Source organism: Loigolactobacillus coryniformis subsp. coryniformis KCTC 3167 = DSM 20001, from assembly GCF_002706425.1.
In the GTDB taxonomy this organism is placed as follows: Bacteria; Bacillota; Bacilli; order Lactobacillales; family Lactobacillaceae; genus Loigolactobacillus; species Loigolactobacillus coryniformis.
Genome location: NZ_CP017713.1, coordinates 2,852,426 through 2,874,480 on the forward strand (window position 1 = coordinate 2,852,426; position 22,055 = coordinate 2,874,480).

The window sequence follows — 22,055 nt, forward strand, 5'->3', positions numbered from 1 at the left end:
TTAGCATATTATACAGAACTCCCTCGTCATTAATTATAGCTAGCTATTAAAACCACAGCCCCACTATATTTAATCTACGCAAAAAGTCACCGCTTTATTTCGTCTTCGCAATTAAATCTAACGCCGCCTGCAATTCCGGCGTGACTGCCGTTGCCGGTAAATTAGCCGCCACGTTAGCCGCTAAAATCAAGCCGATCGTTTTATCGATGGTCGAACGGACTGCAGTTAACTGAATCAGCACATCTTTGGCGGCGCGCTCCTCGGTCAGCATATTTTGAATGCCGCGCAACTGACCTTCCGCGCGCTTTAATCGGTTTAAAAGTTGGTCGTTAGTTGTCAAGTCGATTCCTCCCTGCTACTATATGAAAAAACGTTTCGGCCACTCTTTTTAGCGAGTAACTGAAACGTCTTTCTTCTATTGAAATTGATCCAAGTTGATAAAGTAATCTTGATACCAAACTAAGAACGTGTAAATGACCCAAACTTGGCGACGACCATCTTGGGTATCCTTGTGGGTCGCCTCTAATAGATCAAGAATTTGTTGTTGATCGAAGAATTCCTTGACGAAATCCTGACTGAAAAGATCACGTACTTGTTGATAGTACTTGTCTTCTAGCAGCCATTGATGGATCGGTACTGGGAAGCCTAATTTTGGCCGACTAGCAAATTCTTTACCTAAATGTTTTTCAGAAGCGCGGCGGAATGCGTACTTAGTGTCCTTAGTGTTCAACAAATACTTGCTAGGAATACTGTTGGCCAATTCAGCCACATCGCGATCTAAGAATGGTACCCGCAATTCTAAGCTGTGCGCCATCGAGATCTTATCAGCTTTTTGTAAAATATCGTTGGCCATAAAATGATGCAGATCAATGTATTGCATTTGCTTCACTTCGTCAGCGTCTTTAACTTTTTTGAAATCACGTTGGTAGTTATCACTAACGTTCAAATCATTTTTGTACGCAGCGGTCACTAAATTATTGGCTTCATCAGCGCTGAAAATCGTTGGGTGCTCGAAAGTATAGATCACTGATTCACCAACATAAAATTCGCTAGGTTTGGCTAAGCGCGTGTACAAATGGACCTTACCGTGGAAGTTACGACCTTTTTTGATTCGGTTAGCCAACCGATAGCGCGTACCCCGTGGCAATTTGCGCAAGCCTTCCGCAAAAACTTTGATCACTTCATTGTGCGAATGCATCCCATAATTGACGTAGCCGGCAAACATTTCATCAGCGCCCTCACCGGATAGCACCACGGTAACTTCCTTAGCGGCCATTTCTGACAAGAACCACAGCGGAATTAGGCTAGGATTACCATCAGGTTCGTCCATGTGATACTGCATCAATGGGAACTTAGCGAAGGCATCGTCACCATGGACCGTGGTCGTGTGAAATTCCAACCCGAGATCGTCAGCTAACACTTTAGCCCGACCAGCTTCGTTGTAAGTTTCATCAAAACCGACACTGAAGACTTTTTCTGGCTTCAAAACGCTGGTTACGTAACTACTGTCGACCCCTTCAGAAAGGAAGCTACCCACAGGTACGTCCGCGATATGATGCAATTTAACTGATTCTTCGACTGATTTATTGATGGCTTCAACCGTTTCGTCAAAGCTCATATTATTTTCTTTGTATTCCGCATCCCAATATTGTTCAATATCAACGTGACCATCACGCCACATAAAATAATGGCCCGCGGGGAACTTGAAGACACCTTTGAAGAAGGTTTCATCCAAGTCATTGTATTGATTCATTAAATAAGGTTTGAGTGCATCCTTATTGAGCTGCTTTTTAAAGCCCGGATGCTTCATGAACGTTTTCAGTTCGCTAGAGAACATAAAGGTGCCATCATCTAAATAGGTGTAGTACAACGGTTTGATCCCAAAAAAGTCCCGGGCACCGAACAGTTCCTTTTTGACCGTATCCCAGATGAAAAAGGTGAACATGCCGCGGATACGTTTAAGCACGTCCTTACCCCAAGCTTCGTAGCCATGCAACAAAACTTCAGTATCGGTATGCGTTTTGAAAACATAGCCGAGGTTTTGTTCCAAATCGTCGCGCACGCTTTGATAGTTGTAAATTTCGCCGTTAAAGACGATCAGTTTAGTATTGTCCGCATTGTAGATCGGTTGCTTACCGTTGGTGAGATCAATGATCGACAACCGCCGGAAGCCCAGCGCAACATCTTCGTCAACATATTTTCCTTTGTCATTCGGGCCCCGATGTTTGATGACTTCAACTTGTTTGTCTAAAGTTAAGTTCTTATCATCAACCGACAAATCACCGCCGGCAAAGCCGATAATTCCGCACATATAAACTCCTCTTTCGTTGTGAATATTCAGAGTGTAAAATTAGGCGCTCAGATTCTGGAACAGAGCCTAGTTTACCGATAAGATACACGCAGTGAATCGTTCGGTAAACGTAGCTATGTGCAAGAATCTGCCTAATTTTACACGTTTACACCAAACAATTGGCAATGGTGAACGCCCATTACCATGCCATAAAAATAACCGCACAGCGCACGGTTACCTTATGTTTACAAGCATAACTTTCATTATAACATTATGTGCGTTAGAGAACAGGGGCGGTTCAATAAAATTATATGCTCATTTGTAATGGAAATATTGCGATTCGGTAACAAGCAAAATAGACGCACACCTGTTCGAGCCCGGTAAGTGTCACCAAAATGTAATCTACTCAGCGTTGACACCGTTTTGATGAGATGCTAATTTATACATATGTAGTAGTAGATAATTTAACAATAATTTAATTAATTTTAAACTTTTTGAAATATTAACCCACCATTCAACTGTTAGACACAGGTTGTATAAAATTTGGGAGGATCTTATCATTATGCAAAAAGAAACAAACGAACAGAAAGTACATTATAAAATGTATAAGGCTGGGAAAACCTGGGTCTTCACTGGGATCTCAGTCTTAACATTAGGTTTAGGTATTTTTGGTGCTCAAAACGCCGCTAATGCCGCTACCAGTACTAAAACGACCGATGACCAAGCCACAACTGATGACAACGCTGATTTAACCAGCAACACAGCAACACTTAAAACAAGTGCAGTAGCGGCAGCAAGTACGGCTGCACAATCGACAGCTGACAGTACAGCTCAATCCGCGGCAGCAGTTAGTACAGCCAAATCTGCAGCAGCAAGTGCTGCGGCGGCATCAACAGCTGCCAGTCAAACTGCACAATCAACGGCTGATAGCTTAGCAGCTAAGTCGGCTGCGGCTAGCACTGCCGCTAAGGCTGTTGCTGCTAAATCAACGGCTGCCAGCCAAGCTGCACAATCAGCCGCAGCTTCAACTGCAGTTAAAAATGCTGCCCTCAGCGGCCAAACGGTTTTAGCAACAGCATTACAAAATGAAAGCAGTACAGCCACTAGTACAGCGAGCCAAGCTGATACGACTAAAGCTGCTAGCAATACAACTAGCCAAACTGCTGCAGCAACGAGTACAACGCCAACAGCCAGTGCGGCGGCTGGCAACGAAGCAAAAACTGCTAGCTCAACAGCTGCCACTACAGAAACTACTAGTACTGTAGCTAATTCGGCAGCAACTGCTGATTCTACAGCTAGCCAGGCGACAACAGCTGAGCAAGCTGCAACTGATGCCGATAAGGCCACATCTGATGAAGCAGCCACTAGCACAGATACAACTGCCACTACCGACAAAGCTGAAAGTGACGTAGCGGCGACAACTGATACCACTGCAGACAGTACTGCTGCTGAAGTAACTACGGATCAAGCGACTACGGATAGCACGTCCACTGACACTGCTGCAGCAGCGACTTCAACCGCTAGTACTGGTAACTCAACTGCAACTAGCCAGGCCAGTGCTGAAAGCACTGCCGCAACTGAAGTGGTTGCTAGCCAAGCGAGCACGAGTACTGCAGCAAGCCAAGCTAGCTCAGCGCCAGTTTACGCTTTAGGCGATGTTGACGATGCTGCTTTGTATTCAGCTAAAGCAGTCGCTCTAGCTGAATACAAAGCTACTGGTCAAGCCCAAACAATTACCCGCGTAGCTGCTAACTATTACTTATCAGCGGCTAACCAAGCTTTCTTAGATAGTATTAAAGCCGGCGCCATTGCTGGATGGAAAAAATATGGTATTTTACCATCCTTAACGGCAGCCCAAGCGATCCTTGAAAGTGGTTGGGGTAAATCTAGTTTAGCGGCTAATTACCATAACTTATTTGGGATCAAAGGCTCATACAACGGGCAATCCGTTTCATTGCCAACTAATGAATATTACGGTTACTGGACGACGATCTATGACTATTTCCGGGTTTATCCAAATAACTCAGCTAGCGTCGAAGACCACGGCTTATTCTTAACTCAGAATTTACGTTATCATAACTTAATCGGCGTTACTAATGCCGCAACTGCCACCACTTTGATTCGCCAAGACGGTTATGCAACTGCACCAAGCTACAGCAGTCAATTACTGAATATTATCAATTCTTACGGTTTGACAGCGTGGGATCAGATTGCCTTCAGTGGTGGTTCAGTTTCAACTTCTACAGGTAGCTCAAGTAGCAGTTCTAGCACCGCCATTGGTTCAACTTACACAGTTCAAAGTGGTGACACTTTATCGGCAATCGCTAATAAATACGCGACAACTGCTGCTAATTTAGCCAGCAAGAACAATTTAAGTAATCCTAATTTGATCTATGTCGGTCAAGTACTTAATGTTGCCACAACAACGAGCAGCTCAAATACTGGTAGCACTACAACTGTTGGTAATACTAAGTATTACACGGTGCAAAGTGGCGATACTTTATCCGCGATTGCACGGACTTATAATACGACAGCTGCGACTCTGGCTAGCAAAAATAATTTAGCCAACGCTAATTTGATCTACGTTGGTCAAAAATTAATCGTCAGCTCCAGCGCTGCTACTTCAACCAACACTAGTGCCAACAATACGACTTCAAGTAAGTATTACACAGTTCAAAGTGGTGACACTTTATCAGCAATCGCTAGAACTTTTAACACAACAACTGCAAGTATTGCTAGCAAGAATAATATCAGTAACGCCAACTTGATCTATGTCGGTCAAAAACTATTGGTTAGCGGTTCAACTGCCACAGCTAATTCGACTGCCAGCCAAACTAGCAGCAGTACTTATTATACAGTTAAGAGTGGCGATACTTTATCCGCTATTGCTAGTAAATACAATACAACTGCAGCTAACTTAGCCAGCAAAAATAGCATTAGTAATGCTAATCTAATTTACGTTGGTCAAAAATTAGTTGTTGGTGGTTCAACTGCTAAGGTGACAACAACTGCTAAGACAACATCATCTAGTAACACTTACACCGTTAAAAGTGGTGACACTTTATCCAGTATTGCCAGCAAAAATGGGACGACTACTGCCAGCCTAGCTAGCAAAAATAATATTAGTAACGCCAACTTGATCTACGTCGGCCAAGTACTAACGTTATCCGGTAGCACTGCAACTAGCGCTACCGTAACACAGTTAAGTAATAGTAGCAGTTATACCGTTAAAAGTGGCGATAGTCTGTATAGCATCGCCGCTGCACATGGTACTACTGTGCAAGCATTAGCCAGCAAAAATGGGATCAGCAATACTAGCTTGATCTACGTTGGCCAAAAAATCAGCTTCTAATTGAATTATTTTAAAGCCGTTATGTCTGAAATCATCAGGCATAGCGGCTTTTTTTATTTTCCTTACGCCAGTACTGCATAAATATGCTATAATATTTAGGTAAGTTATTTGGGTCCGTAGCTCAGTTGGGAGAGCGCCTGCTTCGCATGTAGGAGGTCGACGGTTCAAGTCCGTTCGGATCCATTCCGTACCTGACCGCCGTTTGCTATAGCGACGGTTTTTATTTTTGCTTTTATACAAAACCAGCAGCTTAATTAAGTTGCTGGTTTTTTGATTGAACAAAAAAACGACTCAATAACTGAGTCGTTTTTAACTATTTTATTTTACTCGTGCTAAGAAATAACGTTTCTTACCGCGCCGAACGATAACGAAGCGCCCATCAAAGGCAGCCGTGGGGTCTAATTCAAATTCAACGTCGCGAATACGTTCACCATTGACGGTGATCGCCCCATTCGTCACATCCTCGCGCGCTTGCCGCTTAGAAGGTTCGATCTTGGTGTCAACCAACCATTGTACAATATTGGCCTTCTCAGCGGTCACATCGACTGATGGTACATCACGGAAACCTTGTTCGATCTCTTCTGCAGTTAAAGCGGTCACATCGCCAGAGAACAATGCTTTAGAAATGTGTTCCGCTTCAACAACTGCTTGTTCGCCGTGCACAAATTTAGTTACTTCTTGTGCTAAACGCCGTTGTGCTTCCCGCTTTTCGGGTTCCGTTGCTACTTTTTCAGCTAGAGCTTCAATTTCGGCACGATCCAAGAACGTGAAATACTTCAAGTAACGAACAACATCCCGATCATCTTGGTTTAACCAGAACTGGTAGAATTCGTACGGTGTTGTCCGCTCTGGATCTAGCCAAACGGCGCCACCGGCAGTTTTACCAAACTTAGTCCCATCAGCTTTCAACATCAATGGAATCGTCAAACCAAAGACCTTAGCGTCAGCACCTTCTTGCCGATGGATCAAGTCAGTCCCAGCAGTGATGTTGCCCCATTGATCGGCGCCACCAATTTGTAGTTGAACGTCGTTGTATTTGTATAAATGCAAGAAATCGATCGACTGCAAAATTTGATAAGTAAATTCAGTGTAAGAAATCCCTACTTCTAGCCGGCTAGCAACAATTTCCTTATTCAACATCGTATTAACGTTGAATAATTTACCGTAATCGCGCAAGAAATCTAGCAATGACAGTTTGGACAACCAATCATAGTTATCAACGATCGTGAAGTTTTCCGTACCAAACAATTTCTCCATTTGTGCCGTCAGATGTTCTTTATTGGCTTGCACTTGGTCCATTGTCTGCAAAACTCGTTCGGAATTTTTACCCGAAGGATCGCCAATGGCACCAGTACCGCCACCGATAACGATCACGGGATGATGGCCGGCTAATTGGAATCGTTTCAGCACCATGAATGGAATCAAATGCCCAATATGCAAGCTAGAACCAGTTGGATCAACCCCGCAATATAAACTAATTGATTTTTTCTGCGTTAGTTCTTTAAGTCCGTCTTCGTCGATCACTTGATTGATCGCCTCGCGCCATGTAAGATCCGCCATAATATCTGTCATAATTTCTACTCCTTTTCTAACGTTAAAACAAAAAAAGTCCCCGATCCATTGATCAGGGACGAAAAATTCCGCGTTACCACCCAAGTTATAGCTTTACGCTACCACTCATACATGTAAACGACATGCGCGTCAACACGGTTTTTCAAAGTTGTAATTCATCACCTAGCTGCTATCAGTTTTCAGCGCCACTGACTTTCTGCAATGCCACTAAGCGACTACTAGTCTTAACGTGTTCATTATTAAATTAGTTTCAATATAGCCTAGCTTGGCCGACCTGTCAATAGTCGATGCCAAAAGGGGTTTATGCAAAGAGGCTAATTGGCCTTTTGGCTGACGTTAGCTAGAAAATGCGTATCGTTCCAGCGTGGCAAGGTGAACGACATATCTGCCGTGCCCTGTAGCACGCTGATACTGGTATTGTCTAACTGTGGCTGCGTCATGATCTCACCAATAGATGCCCCCAGCGCTGACCGAATCATCAGCGTCAGCATCGTCCCGTGGCCGACGATCAATAACCGTTGCTGCGGAAATGCCTTCACTAATTGATGCAATAATGCTTGGCCCCGTGCAACCACTGACGTAAAAGTTTCGCCGTGGAAACTTTGTGGATCGTAGTGAACAGGATCAGCAAAGAAGCGGCGCAACGCGGGATCTTGATTCGCTTCTTTGATTAAATGCCCCTCCCAATCACCAAAATCCATTTCGTGTAATTGCTCAGCAATCTGCATCGTTGGTGCAGTTGGATTAGGTGCCAATACTAATTTAGCTGTTGCTTGAGCGCGCTTTTGCGGGCTGACAAAAACTTGGTCGAATGTAACTTGCTGCAATTCCCGACCAGCGGCTTGAGCCCCGCTCACCCCAGTAGCAGTCAGTGGCGTATCAACGTGTGCCCCATTGATCTTCTTTTCTTGATTAATGATCGTTTGTCCGTGGCGTATGAAATAAAGTTCCGTCATTAGTGCCGCTCCTTTTCTACCTCACTATAAATTGCTGGAGGAATATCCTCCTCATTATAGAATAGAGCGGCTACTTAGTCACCTGTTGCCCACGAACTTTCCACGTTATCGCAAATAGGACTGCCGCAAACAACGCTGCGAACACGATCGTCAAAAAGCCCGTTGCCCAACCAAAATGGTCAACGATCATACCCATAAAGGCGTTTGCCATTACCGAACCGAATAGATAACCAAATAGTCCAGTTAAGCCGGCAGCAGTCCCAGCCGCCTTTTTAGGCACTAAATCAAGTGCCTGTAGCCCGATCAACATTACTGGCCCGTAAATCAAGAAGCCGATCATAACCAAGGAAAGATTGATCCAAAATATCGAAGTCGCTTGCCAATAAACGATCGTAAAAGCAGTCACCCCGAGCATAAAAACAAAACCAGCCGGGCCACGACGACCTTTGAAAATCTTATCGGATACCCAGCCAGCAAAAATTGTACCTGGAATCCCCGCAATTTCGTACAAGAAATAACGTACTTAGAATAGCATCAACGAGCTGGAAAAACAATTTATTTTGCTTATTTTCAAATGTAGACCAATTACATGATATATTTAATTATCGTTTACATAATTAAGATAATAAAAATAGACCAATCATAGTTATTACTACGATTGGTCTACTAATCACGCTCATTATTCAGCAGCTACTGGCAATTCATTGATGAATTTCTCGACTTGCTGCTTTGTTTTACGATCCTTATTAACGAAACGGCCGATTTCTTCACCATTTTCGTAGGCAATAAAGCTAGGAATGCCAAACACATTAAGCTCAATGGCTAAATCGATATTTTCGTCGCGATCAACGCTTAAGAAAGTAAAATCTTTGTATTCGGCTTCGATCTCAGGCATTGCTGGTTTGATAAATGTGCAATCTGGGCACCAGCCAGCGGAGAAGAAAAGCATATATTTGCCAGTTTTGATTTTTTCGAGTAGTTCTGCTTTTGTAACTTTAGGTAAAGCTTCCATCGCGATTACTCCTTTATAATTAAACTCAGTTATTAACAACGATACTGCGATCAACGAAACTTGATCGCCTCTAACTGCTTTATATTTTACTCATTTTCTCGTAAAAAGCAATTTACTGACTTTTAATAAGCTAATTATTTTCTGAAAAAGTTTTTAGTTCATTTTTTCATAAAAATAGTTTATGATAACAATAAGTAAATTCAAACAATCCGTATCCCTTATATTAGGAGGATCATATGCAAAGAATCTTAACTATTAACGCCGGTAGCTCATCGCTTAAGTGGAAATTATTTGCGCTACCGATGGAAACTATCCTTGCTCATGGCCTAGTTGAACGTTTAAATCAGCCGGTAGCGACTTTCAAGCTAACTACAGCGGAACAAAAATTTAGCCAATCCGTTACCGATCTAACTGCTGAAACGGCCGTGAATTTAGTCTTAGATAAGCTGGAAGAATTAGCGGTGATCAACTCGCGCCAAGAAATTACCGCGGTCGGTCATCGGGTAGTCGCCGGTGCGGATATTTTTAAACAAGCAACCCTGATCACACCAGCCGTGCTAGAGCAGATCCTGAATTTAAGCGACTATGCCCCGCTGCACAACCCAGCTGCTGCCCACTACATTAAATTAGTGACTGCAGCGTTGCCACAAGCGCAACAAATTGCGGTCTTTGACAGTCAATTCTTCACACGAATGCCTGAAGTTAATGCCATTTACAGTATTCCTTATGAATATACGCAACAATACCGCATTCGCCGTTATGGTGAACATGGTATCAGCCATGAGTATCTAGCTAATCGAGCCGCTGACTTATTAAGTCAACCGCTTAAAAAATTAAAGTTGATCACCTTGCATCTCGGTAGTGGTGCTTCGATCACCGCGATCAAAGACGGGCAACCATTTGATACATCAATGGGCTTAACACCATTAGCTGGCGTGACCATGGGCACGCGTTCTGGCGATGCTGACCCAGCATTAGTGCCATTTTTACAAAAAAAGTTGGCGCTGGCTAATGCAACAGACGTCACCAATATATTAAATAATAAATCAGGATTACTGGGTATTTCTGGAATTTCAACTGATATGCGTGATTTAAAAGCAGCGGAACAAACTGATGCACGGGCTAAGTTAGCAATTGATATATTTGTTAATCGTATTGTCAAATATATCGGTAGCTATTACACAGAATTAGGTGGCCTGGATGCATTGATTTTTTCTGGTGGTATTGGTGAAAATGATGCCGATATCCGCGCGCGGATCACTCGTGGAATCCAAGCTTTAGGGATCACACTAGATGAACAGCGCAATCAAAAGTTACGTGAAGGTGTGATCAGTCCAGCAGGTGCATCGACAGCAGTATTATTGATCCCTACCGACGAAGAATTAGCAATCGTGCGGCAGACGGTTCAAGCGCTCAATGTTACACAAAGATGACATTTTATAAAATAGCTAGTCTTTCAAATTTGGATATGGTAATATGAAATTGGCTTCAAAAGCTCGCTTGGAAAAGGTCATAGATGACCTAAAGTAAACGGCATTATTCTAATTACGACATATCCTTTAATTATCTATTCTATAAAACATAAAAAAACGCTAACCTCCGGGTTGGCGTTTTTTATTTGACCTATTTTGGTGGCGGTAACTGCCGTTGGCGCGGTTTGAAAAGGCGTTGTAAAAGACGAGTCAACCAGCTTTGTTGACGTGGACGTGGCGCAATTGCTGCACTGGCGGCCGCTGATGCAGCACTAGTGGCAACACTATCAGTCAATTGACGTAAAGCGGCTTGATCACTTTGTAGCTGGGCTAACATTTGATTGACCACAGCTTGGTTGCTTTGCACCTGAGCAACTAAAGCCGCTAAACTAGCAGTATTATCAGCTGTTGCCGCACTGGCAACTGTTGGTTTACCACTGCTGGCCGCGTGAACTTGTGCACTAGTTGTCTCCCTAATTGCGGCACTGGTGACAGATGGTGCGGATGGCACAGTCGAAGTAGCCACTTTTACCGGTGCACTACTCGCCACTGATGTTGCTTCCGTTGCTGCATCAAACTCAATCACATCAGCAGGTAGCAACTGCCGCGCTGCTGGTTTAGCGACAGCAACTGCACTGCTGCCAAAATTGATCGTGCCAAAATTAGCACGGGCACTGGTTGCCGCTGATGCAGCCGAACTTAATGGCGGCTGCACAATACCATGCGTGTTTCGATAGGCAACTAAATCATAACCGCAATGTACGCATTTTCCTTCCTGTAATGTAACCGGTTGACCACAACTTGGGCAAATAAATTCTCCGACGCCTAGACTACCAAAGTCCATCGCCCACAGCTTTTTCGCAATTTGTTTCACCGTGCATCCCCTACTATTACCAGTTTTATTGTTGAATTAACCATAGCACGAATGCAGGCTGGCGACAATTGCGCTTGACTTATTTTTATCACGCGCTAGAATATGAAGTAATCTTAAAAACGCATTGAAGAGGAAAGTACAAGATGGCGCGTGTTTAGAGAGCATCGTTTGCTGAAAAGATGCCACGACAAAATCAAGGAAAATGGCCTCGGAGCGGGTCGCGCAAAATGAGCGTGACAACGGTCAGCTGCCTGTTAGCGCAGCGCATTTTTGCTTAAGGCAGAAGTGGCTAAGTGGCAATTTCTAGAATTGCAATTAAGGTGGTACCGCGCTCAAGCGTCCTTTTTTCGTGAACAACGAAGAAGGACGCTTTTTTGTTGTTCTAGAGAACTCACAAAACGGTAACGTCAAAAGTTCTATGAAAACCGTGGTTCAGAAGGTGGTGTAGATGCAACTGTAGAAATCGACTTAAGGATTGAGTGGTCTAGTTGGTTAGTTCTGTACGCGCACAGTATTAATCCGGCCAATCGCCCGTTTCGAGGCAACACAAAGTCAGCTTAGATAAGTTTGATTCTAGTCCTAAACTAATGCTTGCTTATGCAGTTGGTAATTGGCTTTGTGCTAGATCAATCAAGGCCAACCATTTATCGTACATGCGCGGTTTATTGTCCAGCTCTGGTAGGTGTACCGGCACCTTATAATCTAGCGCTTCGTGCGGGCGTAAAAAGTTATAAGCCGCTGAATATAAGGCGGTATAACTGGCTGAACCGGTTGGTGAGTTAAAACCAGTGGCCGACCGATAATTGCCCTTAAAACTACGGTTTAAACGCTCAATTGTTTGTTTCAAGAAACGATACTCTTTACTGATTGGATCTTTGTTGGTCAACCCTACTACTTGCTTGATTTTAAAATTGATCCCTTGTTGAGCAAAATAAAGTTGTGCTACTTGATAAATGGGATTGGCGTCGACTACGAACTGTAGGTCGGCTGGACGTTCGGACATCTTCTGTAGGACTTGATTGATGGCAACGACCGCTGATTCAGTTGTGCGGTTGGGCGTTATATAGTCGGCTAGAATTAGCTTTTTAACCGCGTCGTAAAAGTAAAAGATATAGTTCCACTTACCTTTGACCTTGACGTAAGTCTCATCACCAACTAATTGGTTGGAAAGTTCGTAAGGATAGTTAGCCCAGAATGGTCGAATAACGGTCGCTACCGCCTCTTCGTAGTTGTGAATGGTTTGGTGGGAGATCTTAACGCCGTGAACGTCGTACATGATGGCTGCGGTACGACGGGCCGACAGGCCATAGTTAATGTGATAGGTCAGGACAAGCCCTAAAACCTCAGGGCTGGCTTGGATCTTACTCAAATCGACCTTGGCTTGAACTGGCGAACTAGCCGCTAAGCCTTTGAGATCGAATTTAAAGTTACGGAAAGTGTAGCGTACTTTGAAGCTAGATGGCTGTTCCTTGAATTGTTTGGCTTCAGCTACGGATAACTGCTTGATTTGTTTTAAACGAAATGAACATTGGTCATTAGGACAACGTAACACATCGAAGTTACTACGGTGGTGATGAGCTTCCAATCGATGTTGGCAGTATGGGCAACGAAGTACCACCGCTTTCTTCTTCTGCGCATCACCATTTTGGAAGCTAAAAGCGCAGATCTTACACTTAAGCTGATTACCTTTACCGTTATTAGCGTATAGATAGTCGCTTGGGGCATTACAGCGTGGGCAACGTTGGTTCTGGAACGTGATCACGGTGCCTTGTCGGCGCCGAATTGGTTTTAGATCTTTGCCGGTTTTGGTCATGTAGTCAATGATCAGTTGCTCATAATTAAGTGATTCTGGACCAATATCGGCTGCTAAAATTGGTAATTTATCGTCAACTTGAAATTGATTAAAGCGTTTATAGGTTGGTTTATCGGTGCTGGGCAAGCGCGAATGGTCAAAAATATCAATCAGCTGGGCCAACAAAAAGATGATCAATGCACGTTGGAACTTGATTATTTGGACTAAATAAGTTAATAATGGTGTAAGCACTCGGATCTCCTTCTTTCTTGGAATTCTTGTTGGTTGCACACCAAGGATAACAGAAGAATTGGTCCGGGTGTTTTTTAATTTCACTTAGATAATACAAAACCATTAGAAACAATAATTAAAACTAGACAAAATCGGGTACGTTTGACAGTACCCACAAAACTTGGAGGAATTTAGTATGAAAAAATTAAAGTATTGGTTGATCGCATTAGCCGCAATTCTATTCTTTGGCGGTGTCAGTACCGCCACGCACGCTGCCACTACTGTTAAAGTTGGTGTTGCCAGTGCCAAACATGAAGAATGGGACGCAGTAAAAGAGAAATTGGCTAAAAAAGGCATCAATATTCAAATCGTCACCTTTACCGATTATGTCCAACCTAATAACGCATTGGCTGAAGGTTCATTAGATCTGAACGCTTTTCAAACAAACATTTACTTACAGTCTTACAATAAGGAACACCACACTAACTTAGTCCCAATCGCCAAAACCGTTATTGCGCCGCTAGGTTTATATTCCGATAAAATTACTAAGATCTCACAAGTCAAAAAGGGCGCAACAATTGCGATCCCCAATGATGCCTCTAATGGCGGTCGAGCTTTGTTACTATTACAATCGGCTGGTTTGATCAAAGTTGATTCCAGTAAAGGCCAATACCCAACCGTGAAAGACATCACGAAAAACAAAAAGAACTTAAAGATCAAAGAGTTAGATGCTAACCAAACTGCTCGCGCACTGAAAGATGTCGATGCCTCAGTGATCAACTCCGGTATGGCCGTCGATGCTGGGATCAATCCGAAAAAGGATGCGATTTATTTAGAAAAGGTCAACAAAAAAGCTGAACCTTATATCAACGTGATCGCAGCCCAAAAGAAGAACCGTAATAAGGCAGTCTACAAGAAAGTCGTTAAAGCTTTCCAATCAGAAGACATTGCTAAGGTTATTTCTAAGTCATCTAAAGGTGCTTCGATCCCTGTTTGGAACACAAAACTAAAATAAGCGATTCAAAATTTAAAATTAGGAGCTGTTGAAATATGAGTCAAACTAAAACTGCAATTTTTGCCGGTGGTTGTTTCTGGTGTATGGTTCGCCCCTTTGATGAAACACCAGGTATCGTTAATGTGGTCTCTGGTTATACTGGCGGTCACGTTGCTAATCCGACCTATGAACAAGTCAAGTCACACACCACTGGACACACTGAAGCAGTCGCCATTACTTATGACCCAGCAGTGATCTCCTACCAACAATTACTAGATATTTATTGGCAACAAACCGATCCTACTGATGCTATGGGCCAATTTCAAGATCGTGGCGACAATTACCGGCCAGTGATCTTTGTTCAGAACGAAACTGAACGGCAATTAGCGATCGCTTCACGCGAAAAATTAGCTGCCAGCGGTCGCTTCACTGACCCAATCGTCACCAAAATTGAAGACGCACAACCATTTTATCCAGCGGAAGCTGAGCATCAAGACTTCTATAAACGCCACCCTGAACGCTTCGCCGAAGAGATTGCTGGTCGCGAAGAATTCACTGCTAAATATTGGCAAAAAGAGGCGAACGTCCGTGGATAAAGCAACACTGATCAAAATCACACAGGATCTGATTCAACTAGACACCGTTAACGACCATGAAGAAGCAGTCAGCGATTATTTGGCTACGCTATTTACCGCTAACGGAATCAGTACTAAAAAATTAACTTATGCGCCTGGTCGCACTAGCCTAATCGCTGAGATCGGTGATCCGACTAGCAAACAAGTCTTGGTCTTTTCTGGTCATCAAGATACAGTTGCAACCGGTGATGCTGCCGATTGGCCATATGCCGGGCCGTTTTCCGGTGAATTACATGCCGGCCGCATTTACGGTCGCGGTGCTGCTGATATGAAAAGTGGACTCGCTGCAATGGCTACAACGCTGATCGCACTAAAGGATACACCACTAAAGGGTCGTTTACGTTTTGTAGCCACAGTCGGTGAAGAATTTGGCGCTCACGGTGCCCGTGAATTGACCGAACAAGGTTACGCCGATGATTTCAGCGGTTTAGTGATCGGCGAACCAACAGGTCAGAAATTGATCTACGCTCATAGTGGTTCAATCGATTATACAGTTACTTCGATCGGCAAAGCAGCCCACAGTTCATTGCCAGAAACCGGAATCAACGCGATCACTAACCTCGTTAAATTCATCACTGCTGAAGCGCACGCTTTTGATGACGTCGCCCCACATCCAGCACTAGGCGATTTTGTCCATAGTGTCACTGTGATCAAAGGTGGCACGCAAGTCAATAGTATCCCTGGTTACGCACAATTGGCCGGAAATATGCGCCCGATTCCCAGCTTTGATAATACGCAGGCAATCGGCCGGCTACAAACGATCATCGATGATCTAAACCAGCAACCTGACGTTAACTTAAAACTCAATGTAGATTTCAGTTTTGTACCCGTTTTGACAGCTCAAGATGATCCATTGGTTACCGCGCTCCAAGCCAGCGCTCAACAAGTTACGGGTAAAGAACTGATCGAAGATGTGATCCATGGCGCCACTGATGCGTCTGAGTTCACCAAGTCAGCGCACAAGTTCCCGGTAATTATTTTTGGCCCTGGCGATTGGTCAGCTGCGCATCAAAGTAATGAATCCGTCAGTGTTGCCAACATCGTTAATACGCAAAAAATTTATCAAGCGTTAGCCCTGCGGCAACTGAGTTAAGCTTTAATTGCACTATAACACAATTAAAGCGATCAAAAAACTTATGTTCGCATTGGAAATTAGGCCAATTGCTTACTAAATTACCTGACTACTTTTTGCGTAGCCCCACTGAAAGTCACCAAAATGGTGGCTTTTTTTTCGGCATTAGTTATGCTAAAATGAGAACAACCGTTCGTTTTAATTTTGAACTAACTGAGTGCTTTTTTGCTAGTCTAGGATCACAGGCAGCTACTATTGCGGAGCGAGGGATACTTATGCGAATCACCGATTTTTTAGCCATGATCGCCGACCTAAACCGAAATTTTTGGGTCATGTATGAGTTCGGTGCCAATCGCCATGGTAAACGGACTGAAGAAGTGGATCATGTGCAATACATTAAGCTAAGCGGCCTGCATACAGCCGAGATCACACAACCGCAGTTGATCCTAGAAACCACGCCCCATCAGCAAACACTCCATTTATGGGAATTATCGGTGTTACTGCGACAGCACCAATTACGCCGCTACATGTACGTTGAGTATCAAGACCAGCAGCATCCACTATTTGGTTTCCGCGTAGAAAAGAATTTAGTTCTGCTGGGCTAAATTGAATTTTAAGTAGAAAGTAGTTTTTTAGGCATGAAGAGACGCAGAAAAAAACGCACCACTTCGCTACTTGTTTTAGCGATCGTTTTAATTGGCGGTTGGCTAGGACTCAAGCCAAGTCAATCACAAAATTTGTGGCAAACAGCGCAGGCATTGTTGCCCACAGCACAAAGCAGTACCACCAACAGTACCAGCCAACCAAACGCTAGCACCGCGCAATTAGCTGACCTAGATTATCGATCAGGTCAAAGTGCTGTCGTTGCCGTCAACAATAACAAAGCGACTTTGGACCCTGCTAGTTGGAAAACCAACCACGTCGTTTATGCTGATTTAGATCAGCTAAACCGCACCAGCACAGCCAATACCGCTTATTTAGAACAGCGCAACGTCGCCAATGATTCACTGCGGGTCAGACAAACGGTACAACCTACGGGCTGGCATCAGAAGTTTTCTGGTCGCCAAGCAATCCTCAATCGTGGTCACTTAGTCGCCTACTCAATCTCAAAGGGCATCAGTGTTGACGGTAATTATGATCCTAACCAACAAAGCGGCGACCAAAATAATTTGAAAAACTTATTTACACAAACGGCTTTTAGCAATCAGCGGCTACAAACCGTCTACGAAACTAAAATTCGAACCGCACTGCGTAATGGTAAAAAAGTTATTTACCAGCCCCACGCTATTTTCCGTGGTAGTGAGTTAATGCCCCGCGGTGTTCAGTTACAGGCGATCAGTACCGATGGCAGCTTGAATTTTAATGTCTATATTTTCAATGTCCAACCCGGATTCACCTTTAATTACAGCGATGGCACCAGCCAAACCAGCAGCCTCCAAGTACCGGATACAACGATTTAAAGCCAGCAAAGCCTCTGCTGGCCTTTTTGTTATTCTAATGTAACTTTTATGTAACACAACCAGCATATTGTAACAATTCTGTTACGCTAGCTACACATTTTCGTGCTACAGTTAGGTTATTATTTAACGAAAACGTTCACTTATTTCAGGAGGATCTCTGCATGCAAAAAAAGAACGCTCTATTACTTAGCGCGACAACTTTACTTAGTGTAATTGGCGTTTCCGCTATCGCAACTAAAGCGGACGCGGCAACAGTCACAGTTAAAGCCAATGATACCGTTTGGGACTTTTCTCAAGAATACGGCGTCACGGTTGATCAAATCAAAACAGCGAACCAATTAAGTGGTGACAACCCAATTATTTTAATTGGACAAAAGTTGGAAATTCCAACCGATAATAATGCCACAACCAATACTTACAGCGCGGCGGCAACTCAAACCGTGCAACCAGATTGGAACAGCCAATTAGCAGCACAGTCAGCCGCGACAGCTTCGGCCAACGCAGCTAGCCAGGCAGCAGCACAATCAGCTACTGACGCTGCTAATGCCGCTTTGCAGGCTGCTAACGAATCAGCAGCAGCGGCTTCAGCTCAAGCAGCTAGTGCAGTGGCACAGTCGGCAGCAACAGCCTCAGCTAACGCGGCATTTCAAGCTGCTAACGAATCAGCGGCAGCGGCTTCAGCCCAAGCAGCTAGTGCAGTGGCACAATCGGCCGCAACGGCCTCAGCCAACGCAGCTAGTCTAGCAGCAACGCAAGCTGCTAACGAATCAGCAGAAGCAGCTTCAGTCCAAGCAGCTAGTGCAGCAGCACAATCAGCTGCAACAGCTTCGGCCAATGCAGCTAGCCAAGCAGCGGCGGAATCAGCGACAGCAGCCAGCCAGGCAGCTGTGATCGCGTCAACGCAGGCAGCTAGTGCAGCAGCGCAATCGGCAGCGATCGCATCGAACCAAGCCGCTAGTCAGGCAGCGGCAGAATCAACAGCAGTAGCGACACAAACAGCAACAAGTAGCTCAGCTAGTACCAGCAGTAACACAACTACCGCTAGCGCTGACAGTAACTATACATTCACTTACTACAACGCAACACCAGATCAAGGTTGGGGTGACGCCAGCGCAACTGCTGATGGCACCAGTACCGCAACTGGCCGTGACGCTGATGGGTATCTGATTGCCGCATCTGACAGCAGTATTCCATTTGGTACTCATATCCAAACACCGTATGGTGAAGCCGTTGTCCACGATCGTGGCGGCGCTGTTTCTGGAAATCATATTGATGTATTGCAATAGAAATGTGAAAATCGCCGGTAAGGCGATTTTTTTATTTACTTACCTTTTGACATATTCACAAACAGTGCTATATTGGAGTCGTAAATAATAATGCGATTATAGCAACTAGTAACCATTGGTAAACGTCCAGAAAATTAGCGGTAATGTGAGCTAATCGCTTACCAGTGGCGAATCCACTGCTTAGCTTGACCTGTGAACAGATCACGGCGAGACGATATACTCAGAGTATTGTTGCATATTTGCAGCATAAAACTACGGGTGGTACCACGCTAATTACGTCCCATAATCTTCAAAAGAAGATTATGGGATTTTTTGTATTAAAAATAAAAAGGAGTCCTTATCATGTTAAATCCAAAAATGATTCGCAAACAGCCTGATTTAGTCAAAGAACGCTTAGCAACTCGAGGTATTGATCCAGCTGAAATCGATGAATATCGCAATCTCGACCAACAAAATCGTGCTGCGATCACAAAGGCTGAAGCCATGAAAAAAGAAAAGAATCAGCTGACGGCTAAAATTAAAGCTGCTGATCCAAAATCAGCAGCTGGGCAAGCTTTGATCAAACAAGTTAAACAATTAAACCAAGCTATTCATGACATTGAAGCCCAACAAGAAAAAGGCGCGGAACGCTTGCAGCATATCGCAGTGCGCCTACCTAATATCCCCGCTGCTGACTTACCAGTCGGTCCTGATGAAGCTAGCGACACCGAAGTGCGCAAATGGGGTACGATTCCAGAGTTTTCTTTCACACCGAAAGCACACTGGGAAATTGGTGAACAACTTGGTCTGCTTGACTTTGATCGTGCGGCTAAAGTTTCCGGCGCTCGGTTCGTCTATTACAAAAATGCCGGTGCGCAGTTAGAGCGTGCAGTATACAATTTTATGCTTGATCTGCATACACGGGAACAAGGCTATCAGGAAGTTATTCCTCCTTATTTAGTTACTGGTAAAACCATGTTTGGCACCGGTCAATTCCCTAAGTTTAAAGAAGACGTCTATACTGTGGAAGCAACTGGGATGACATTGATTCCCACCGCTGAAGTGCCGTTGACCAACTATTATGCTAACGAAATTCTGGATGAAGCTGATTTACCGATCTATTTCACTGCTCTCACTCCATGCTTCCGTTCTGAAGCTGGCAGTGCCGGCCGTGACACTCGTGGTTTGATCCGCATGCATCAATTCCATAAAGTTGAAATGGTTAAATTCAGTAAACCAGAAAACTCTTACGCTGAACTAGAAAAGTTGACCCAAAATGCTGCTGAGGTTTTGGAAAGATTAGGTCTGGCCTACCATGTAATTACACTGTCTACTGGTGACATCGGCTTTTCTGCCGCTAAAACTTATGATGTAGAAGTTTGGATGCCACAGCAACATATTTATCGTGAAATCAGTTCTTGCTCTAATTGCTTAGATTTCCAGGCACGGCGCGCAATGATTCGTTATCGTAAAGCCGATGGCAGCGTGGAATATGTGCACACGCTAAATGGCTCCGGCTTAGCTGTCGGTCGTACCGTTGCCGCAATTCTAGAGAATTATCAACAGGCTGACGGTAGTGTGAAGGTTCCTGAAGCATTACAGCCTTATATGCATGGCTTAAAAGTAATTACTAAATCATAAGGTTATTAAAAAAGTCCGCTAAGCGCGGACTTTTTTCGTATCACGTAACATAAATGCCAACACTAACCCACACAACTCCACTATCAAGAAGGTTAAGAAAACCGCACGATAACCGCCAATTTGTGCCTGACTGATATCGACGCCGCGATTTTGTAATGCGTGGGTGGCGTTAGCTAAAATCAACGTCGCTACAGCCACGCCGGCTGAGCCTAAAATCTGCCGTACCGTGGTGATTACCGCGGTACCATGCGCAATTAACTGATCAGGCAAGGCGTTAGCCCCTAGCGTGACCGCTGGCATCATAACGAAGGCATTGCCACCTTCGATCAGCGCTGCTAGTATCATCATTAACCCTAAATTCATATGAGCGGCAAAAAGCGTTAGGATCAGCCAACCAAGACAGATCAATAACATCCCCGTTAGCATCACCCGTTTAAAGCCGAAACGATCGGCTAATTTACCGGTCAACGGATTGAGAATACTCAAGACTACCGCACCGGGAACCAAAGCGAGGCCAGAAATAAAGGGTGAGACGCCCAAGACTTTTTGGTAATAAAGTGGAAAAATAATCGTGACGACGATTAAGGCAATATACGAGATCGCGGTTAGTAAAACCGCTAAGTCATAATTAAACGTTTTTAACACCCGTAGTTCTAGCAGCGGTTGTGTCAGTTGGAATTGCCGCCAAACGAAAAAGGCTAGTGCTACTAAACTTAAAACAAGTAGCGCAAAATTAAAGGCCCAGTTACCAGCCTGGCCGATCTGATTGACCACATACAGCACACCAATAACACCTACTGAGCAAATGATCGAAATAAAATCAATACTAGACGGTGCCAATGTCATCACACTTTTGATCGTAAATAGGCTGGCGATAAAAACTAAGGTAATAATGACTAAGAATACAACGAATAAACCTTGCCAAGTCGTAAAACGGAGCACGATCCCAGAAATAATCGGCCCTACCGCTAATGCAGACCCCATGACTAAACCAGCAACACCCATGGTACTACCACGTTTAGTTTCTGGCGTGATCGTCAGCATAACCGACTGATAAGCTGGAAACAGTACCCCAACCGCGATGGCCTCCAACATTCGCCCAGTCATCATCATGACAAAATTTGGCGCTAATAAAATAATTAAAGTTCCCACATCAAAAATCACTAAAATGCCTAAAAATAAGCGTTTAAAGGGGATATTCTTTAATAGCCAAGGACTAACGGGCATCATGACGCACATCACCAACATAAAGCCAGTGGTCAACCATTGGATCGTTGCTGCCGGTAAATTGAAATACTGCATCAGCGTTGGGTACGCTGTTGACAGTGAAGATTGACTGATCGACATCGTGAAGGTGCCGGCTAATAAGACTGCGATAAACCAAAAACGTTGCGTTTGCTTTGTTTGCACGAGAAATTCCTCCAATAAATTAAAAAC

General features: G+C 44.1%; 18 protein-coding genes, 1 tRNA gene and 1 other annotated feature. Of the genes, 10 read left to right on the forward strand and 9 right to left on the reverse strand.

The features are described 5' to 3' along the window. Positions 1-94: 94 nt before the first annotated feature. Together LC20001_RS13785 and asnB are read right to left on the reverse strand one after the other, a co-directional pair. Complete coding sequence (locus tag LC20001_RS13785) at positions 95-340, reverse strand: metal-sensing transcriptional repressor (RefSeq protein ID WP_010010371.1); 246 nt, start codon at positions 338-340, stop codon at positions 95-97. A 75-nt stretch (positions 341-415) separates the two neighbouring features. Beyond that, positions 416-2,311, reverse strand: a complete 1,896-nt coding sequence (gene asnB / locus LC20001_RS13790; RefSeq protein WP_035457012.1) for an asparagine synthase (glutamine-hydrolyzing) — start codon at positions 2,309-2,311, stop codon at positions 416-418. Positions 2,312-2,852: 541 nt separating this feature from the next. Between asnB and LC20001_RS13795 the strand changes: the two genes are divergently transcribed. Further along, positions 2,853-5,642 carry a LysM peptidoglycan-binding domain-containing protein gene (locus tag LC20001_RS13795; protein ID WP_010010373.1) on the forward strand — a complete coding sequence of 930 codons (2,790 nt, stop codon included), beginning with the start codon at positions 2,853-2,855 and terminating at the stop codon, positions 5,640-5,642. 110 nt (positions 5,643-5,752) lie between these two features. Beyond that, positions 5,753-5,825, forward strand: a tRNA-Ala gene (locus LC20001_RS13800). Positions 5,826-5,960: 135 nt separating this feature from the next. Here the strand turns inward: LC20001_RS13800 and tyrS are convergent. The 4 genes from tyrS to LC20001_RS13820 form a co-directional block, all read right to left on the reverse strand. Continuing rightward, on the reverse strand, positions 5,961-7,214 hold the full coding sequence (gene tyrS / locus LC20001_RS13805; RefSeq protein ID WP_010010374.1) for a tyrosine--tRNA ligase: 1,254 nt from the start codon (positions 7,212-7,214) through the stop codon (positions 5,961-5,963). Between the two features lie 314 nt (positions 7,215-7,528). Continuing rightward, positions 7,529-8,170, reverse strand: a complete 642-nt coding sequence (locus tag LC20001_RS13810) for a histidine phosphatase family protein (protein ID WP_010010375.1) — start codon at positions 8,168-8,170, stop codon at positions 7,529-7,531. Between the two features lie 70 nt (positions 8,171-8,240). Continuing rightward, positions 8,241-8,681 (reverse strand): MFS transporter, encoded by a 441-nt coding sequence (locus LC20001_RS13815; RefSeq protein WP_010010376.1) that lies wholly within the window; start codon positions 8,679-8,681, stop codon positions 8,241-8,243. A gap of 168 nt (positions 8,682-8,849) precedes the next feature. Then, entirely contained in the window at positions 8,850-9,182 is a 333-nt protein-coding gene (locus LC20001_RS13820) for a thioredoxin family protein (RefSeq protein ID WP_003677813.1), read from the reverse strand. A gap of 236 nt (positions 9,183-9,418) precedes the next feature. Here LC20001_RS13820 and LC20001_RS13825 point away from each other — a divergent pair, with 236 nt between their 5' ends. Beyond that, the gene (locus tag LC20001_RS13825; RefSeq protein WP_010010377.1) at positions 9,419-10,615 is read left to right on the forward strand and encodes an acetate/propionate family kinase; all 1,197 of its coding nucleotides are present in this window, start codon (positions 9,419-9,421) and stop codon (positions 10,613-10,615) included. A 190-nt stretch (positions 10,616-10,805) separates the two neighbouring features. On the opposite strand, the gene LC20001_RS13830 is transcribed toward LC20001_RS13825, so the two are convergent. After that, positions 10,806-11,528, reverse strand: coding sequence for a zinc ribbon domain-containing protein (locus LC20001_RS13830; RefSeq protein ID WP_010010379.1), 723 nt, complete (start codon positions 11,526-11,528; stop codon positions 10,806-10,808). A 115-nt stretch (positions 11,529-11,643) separates the two neighbouring features. Further along, positions 11,644-11,875, forward strand: a binding site (T-box leader). Positions 11,876-12,123: 248 nt separating this feature from the next. Continuing rightward, positions 12,124-13,572, reverse strand: coding sequence for a DDE-type integrase/transposase/recombinase (locus LC20001_RS13835; RefSeq protein WP_056943358.1), 1,449 nt, complete (start codon positions 13,570-13,572; stop codon positions 12,124-12,126). 175 nt (positions 13,573-13,747) lie between these two features. Here LC20001_RS13835 and LC20001_RS13840 point away from each other — a divergent pair, with 175 nt between their 5' ends. The 7 genes from LC20001_RS13840 to serS all read left to right on the forward strand — a co-directional run bounded on the left by LC20001_RS13840 (position 13,748) and on the right by serS (position 20,618). After that, positions 13,748-14,566 carry a MetQ/NlpA family ABC transporter substrate-binding protein gene (locus tag LC20001_RS13840; RefSeq protein WP_035457020.1) on the forward strand — a complete coding sequence of 273 codons (819 nt, stop codon included), beginning with the start codon at positions 13,748-13,750 and terminating at the stop codon, positions 14,564-14,566. Between the two features lie 35 nt (positions 14,567-14,601). Then, entirely contained in the window at positions 14,602-15,141 is a 540-nt protein-coding gene (msrA, locus tag LC20001_RS13845) for a peptide-methionine (S)-S-oxide reductase MsrA (RefSeq protein ID WP_003677819.1), read from the forward strand. After that, a complete protein-coding gene (locus tag LC20001_RS13850; RefSeq protein ID WP_010010380.1) occupies positions 15,134-16,273 on the forward strand; it encodes an ArgE/DapE family deacylase in 1,140 nt (379 codons plus the stop codon). The genes msrA and LC20001_RS13850 overlap by 8 nt, the downstream gene beginning before the upstream one ends. A gap of 254 nt (positions 16,274-16,527) precedes the next feature. Continuing rightward, positions 16,528-16,857 (forward strand): hypothetical protein, encoded by a 330-nt coding sequence (locus LC20001_RS14645; RefSeq protein ID WP_225351656.1) that lies wholly within the window; start codon positions 16,528-16,530, stop codon positions 16,855-16,857. Positions 16,858-16,890: 33 nt separating this feature from the next. Continuing rightward, positions 16,891-17,712 carry a DNA/RNA non-specific endonuclease gene (locus LC20001_RS13860; RefSeq protein ID WP_010010382.1) on the forward strand — a complete coding sequence of 274 codons (822 nt, stop codon included), beginning with the start codon at positions 16,891-16,893 and terminating at the stop codon, positions 17,710-17,712. 161 nt (positions 17,713-17,873) lie between these two features. Then, a complete protein-coding gene (locus LC20001_RS13865) occupies positions 17,874-18,998 on the forward strand; it encodes a LysM peptidoglycan-binding domain-containing protein (protein ID WP_010010383.1) in 1,125 nt (374 codons plus the stop codon). Between the two features lie 342 nt (positions 18,999-19,340). Then, the gene (gene serS, locus LC20001_RS13870; RefSeq protein WP_010010384.1) at positions 19,341-20,618 is read left to right on the forward strand and encodes a serine--tRNA ligase; all 1,278 of its coding nucleotides are present in this window, start codon (positions 19,341-19,343) and stop codon (positions 20,616-20,618) included. Between the two features lie 18 nt (positions 20,619-20,636). Here the strand turns inward: serS and LC20001_RS13875 are convergent, their stop codons facing one another. Beyond that, positions 20,637-22,028 carry an MFS transporter gene (locus tag LC20001_RS13875; RefSeq protein ID WP_010010385.1) on the reverse strand — a complete coding sequence of 464 codons (1,392 nt, stop codon included), beginning with the start codon at positions 22,026-22,028 and terminating at the stop codon, positions 20,637-20,639. Between the last annotated feature and the right edge of the window lie 27 nt (positions 22,029-22,055).